The sequence below is a fragment of the Bacillus sp. LL01 genome (assembly GCF_001037965.1).
Genome location: NZ_LFEL01000185.1, coordinates 1 through 4082 on the forward strand (window position 1 = coordinate 1; position 4082 = coordinate 4082).

The following is a 4082-nucleotide window of genomic DNA, read 5'->3' on the forward strand; positions in this document are numbered from 1 at the left end:
GAGTACTATTATTACTTAATCAATGGCGAGGTGTGGATATGTTGGAGTTCGTTGTTTTACGTGCACTTGTCGGGCGTATCCCCCTTGTTGCACGCTTAGTTTTTATCGTTTTTCTGTTGGCTACAACGATTGGACTTATCATCCATTTAATCGAACCAACCGTTTTTCCGACTTGGTTTGATGCAGTGTGGTGGGCATTAGTGACGGTTTCTACGGTCGGTTATGGTGACTTTGTACCGATGACGACGATTGGAAGGATCTTAGGCATTCTATTAATCTTTTCTGGTGTTGGTTTTATGACGCTATTTGTTACCTCGCTTGCAGCTAAAACAATTTCAWATGTAAATGCATTTCGTGAAGGGGCGTTGACTTATATGGGAGAAGACCATGTCATTATGATTGGATGGAATGAACGGAGCAGGCATGCAATAGAAAATTTACAAAAGGTGAAGCCAAAGGCCAGTGTAGTATTAATTGATGAGACATTAAAAGAAATTCCTCAAGGGTTTAAGCATATTCACTTTGTAAGGGGAAATAGTAGTGAAGATGCTACTTTAAAACAAGCAAATGTCGGTCTTGCAAGCAGTGTCTTAATTACAGCTCAGAATCAAGGAAGTGAAATCTCCTCAGATGCACAATCTATTTTATCCACACTCGCTGTCAAATCACAACATCCAGAAGTTTATACGATTGTGGAAGTATTAACAACTGAACAAATTGGAAATGCTAAGCGCGCTGGAGCAGATGAAATTATTGAGTCGACTACTTTAACTGGATCGGTCCTGATCAATAGCCTGCTCTATCACCATATGAGTGATRTTCTCGATGATTTACTAACATTTGATGAGAAAAACCAACTAACCTTTCAAGCATTAACAAATGATCAAATCGGGTTGCCATTCGCAAGGTTATTACAAGGTCTTTATGAGAGTGGACAATTGCTAATAGGAGTAAAACGGAATGAAGACGTTTTACTCCACCCGCCACAGGATATGCAAATGCTAGAGAATGACTTATTAATTGTTATTAACAGACTACATGTTAATACAATAAAGTAAGTTCAAGCTCCTGAATTAGACTTCTCGCAACAGTCATATACTTTTGATCTACTTTAGCGTCTTTATCCACAGGCTCTGCAAATTGGTTAAAGACACTATTATAGGTCATCGGAACTAGCCCATTCAATGGGTCTGTGTTGTCATCTAGACCTTTTTGGTAATTATGACTTAATAAGAAAGGTTGTCCTAAGGAGACACTTACTCCACGCTGACCCAACTCACCATCAATCGGTTTAAATGGAATACGGAGAAAGGTATAGCCAACGTCTTCATCAATTTTATAATCAAAAAAACCATGCTCGTAATCCCAATTCCCACCAATACTATAGCCAAGCGGCTTCAATTTCTCTTCTAACGCTTGAAGTTTGAACTCTTTCCCTTCAATAGCAGATTGTAACGCAATCATGCTAAACACCCCTTCGCACACAATTTTATACCCATAGTGTGACCCAAAAAGAAAACAATATGACAAAGAAAAGCGGAAGTGACTGTACTGGCATGCGGTAAAATGAGGGGCAAGTGAGCCTCTCATATCTCTTTTGTGCGAAATTATTGAATTATGAGCGAGTGTGATGGTGTTATGTGCGAAATTCACTGTAATATGTGCGATAGATGGCGTGCTATGGGCTAAATTTTGGTTTTATGTGCTATCGACCAATTATTTCTCATTATATGTGCGAAACAACCTCTTAACACCCCTTCACCACCTCAATATCCTCAAAATTTCTAGCCCCAAAAAAGACCATACGACTAAAACGTCGCATGGCCTTTCCGTAAGTGCATATTTATTTTAAACGCTTTTCAAGTTCAGCTTTCTCAACTTCGAATCCTGGTTTGCCAAGTAGTGCAAACATGTTTTTCTTATAAGCTTCAACACCTGGTTGGTCGAATGGGTTTACTCCAAGTAAATACCCACTAATACCACAAGCTTTCTCGAAGAAATAAATTAAATATCCAAATTGATACTCATTTAATTCTGGGATGTTCACAATTAAATTTGGAACTCCACCATCTGTATGAGCAAGCATTGTACCTTCAAAAGCTTTCTTATTTACAAAATCCATCGTTTCACCAGCAAGGTAATTAAGGCCATCAAGATCGCTATCTGCTTCTTCAATCTTTATTTCTTCGCGTACCTTACCTACGTTTAATACCGTTTCAAACAAGTCACGACGACCATCCTGGACGTATTGTCCMATTGAGTGAAGGTCGGTAGAGAAATCAACAGCTGCTGGGAAAATGCCTTTACCATCTTTCCCTTCACTTTCTCCGTATAGTTGTTTCCACCACTCTGATACGTAGTGAAGAGAGGGTTCGTAGTTTACCATTAGTTCAATTGTTTTCCCTTTATTATAAAAGGCATTACGAACAGCTGCGTATTGATACGCTTGATTTTCAGCTAAGTTTGGATTAGCTAAATCTTCACTAGCATCCGCTGCACCTTTCATTAATGCTTCGATATCAAGTCCACTTACAGCAATCGGAAGAAGACCTACAGCTGTTAGGACTGAGAAGCGTCCACCTACATCATCAGGAATAATAAACGACTCATAGCCTTCCTCTGTGGCAAGTGTCTTAAGAGCACCTTTTTCACGATCAGTGGTTGCATAAATACGACGACGCGCTTCTTCTTTTCCGTATTTCTTCTCTAAGAACTCACGGAAAATACGAAATGCGATAGCTGGCTCAGTAGTTGTACCTGATTTTGAAATCACATTGACTGAGACATCTTTTCCATCAAGTAGTGAAAATAAATCTTTAACGTAGTTTGAAGAGATATTATTCCCTACAAAGAATACTTGTGGTGCTTTGCGTTCTTCTTTTGAAAGAACATTGTAAAAAGAGTGATTAAGGGCTTCGATTGCCGCACGTGCTCCGAGATAAGAACCGCCAATTCCCACAACTAATAACACGTCAGAATCGTTCTTGATTTTATCTGCTGCTGCTTGAATACGTGCAAACTCTTCACGATCATAAGCAGTCGGAAGGTCAATCCATCCTAAAAAATCACTCCCAGCACCCGTCTTATTATGTAGGGCCTCATGTGCTGCCGTCACTGCATCTTGCATGTAATCAATTTCATGTTGTCCAAAAAAAGACAAAGCTTTTGAATAATCAAACTGAATTTTTTCCATGAAGGTAATGCCTCCTTAGTCGTTAACATTCATACCACTATTCACTTTAACCGAATGCACATATAAGAATCAAGTTCAAGAATGAATGTAAGCGGAACCACTTTAAGATTATAGAGAAAACGAAGAAAAAGACGAAAGCTCGCCTTTTTCTTCGTTTACATCATTTATAGTGCAGCAGTTAAAATATTTTCGACATCTTCCTTATTTAGCTTTTTGAAGTTTCCAAATTCCCCATTCTCAGCTGCAATTCCAGCCATACGCTCAATTTGTGAGCGATCAATGTCATAGTCTGCTAAGCGATTCGGTGCACCAATTTTTGTCCAGAAGGCAGATAGCTTCTCAATACCTTCAAGTGCAATATCACGGTCAGACTTCCCTGTAGGATCGACACCAAGTACTCTCGTTGCAAGTTTAACATGACGCTCAATTTTCTCATCAAGGCTATAACGAAGCCAGTGTGGGAAGATAATCGCTAAACCACCTGCATGCGGAATATCATACACCGCTGAAACCGCATGCTCAATGTTATGTGATGCCCAATCACCACGAAGCCCCATTTGCGTAATGCCATTTAGAGCCATCGTGCCACAATATAAGATCGTTTCACGGTGCTCGACATTTTGTAGGTCTTCAAGTAATTTCGGAGCTGTTTCCATCACAGTAAGCAAGATGGATTCCATAATGCGATCTTGCAATAGAGTATTTTCTGCATGGTGGAAATAAGCTTCAATGACATGACTCATCATATCAACCATTCCATAGATCGTTTGATCTTCCGGAACGGACAAAGTATTTTTCGGATCTAAAATAGRRAATGTCGGGAATGAAAATGGGCTACCCCAGCCAACTTTTTGACTTGTTTCCCAGTTTGTAATAACAGAGCCAGCAT

4 protein-coding genes are annotated in these 4082 nt (G+C 39.5%); 1 reads left to right on the forward strand and 3 read right to left on the reverse strand.

Features of this window, described 5'->3' with window-relative positions; genetic code table 11:
- On the forward strand, positions 1 to 1058 hold a 1058-nt coding region (locus AB685_RS27565; protein ID WP_241773399.1), incomplete at its 5' end, for a potassium channel family protein.
- Here AB685_RS27565 and AB685_RS27570 read toward each other — a convergent pair.
- The 3 genes from AB685_RS27570 to AB685_RS27580 form a co-directional block, all read right to left on the reverse strand.
- Positions 1042 to 1464, reverse strand: coding sequence for a YugN-like family protein (locus tag AB685_RS27570; protein WP_047973796.1), 423 nt, complete (start codon positions 1462 to 1464; stop codon positions 1042 to 1044). The two genes, AB685_RS27565 and AB685_RS27570, sit on opposite strands and share 17 nt — an antisense overlap.
- Before the next feature lie 379 nt (positions 1465 to 1843).
- Positions 1844 to 3193 (reverse strand): glucose-6-phosphate isomerase, encoded by a 1350-nt coding sequence (locus AB685_RS27575; RefSeq protein ID WP_047973797.1) that lies wholly within the window; start codon positions 3191 to 3193, stop codon positions 1844 to 1846.
- Positions 3194 to 3357: 164 nt separating this feature from the next.
- On the reverse strand, positions 3358 to 4082 hold a 725-nt coding region (locus AB685_RS27580), incomplete at its 5' end, for an iron-containing alcohol dehydrogenase (protein WP_047973798.1).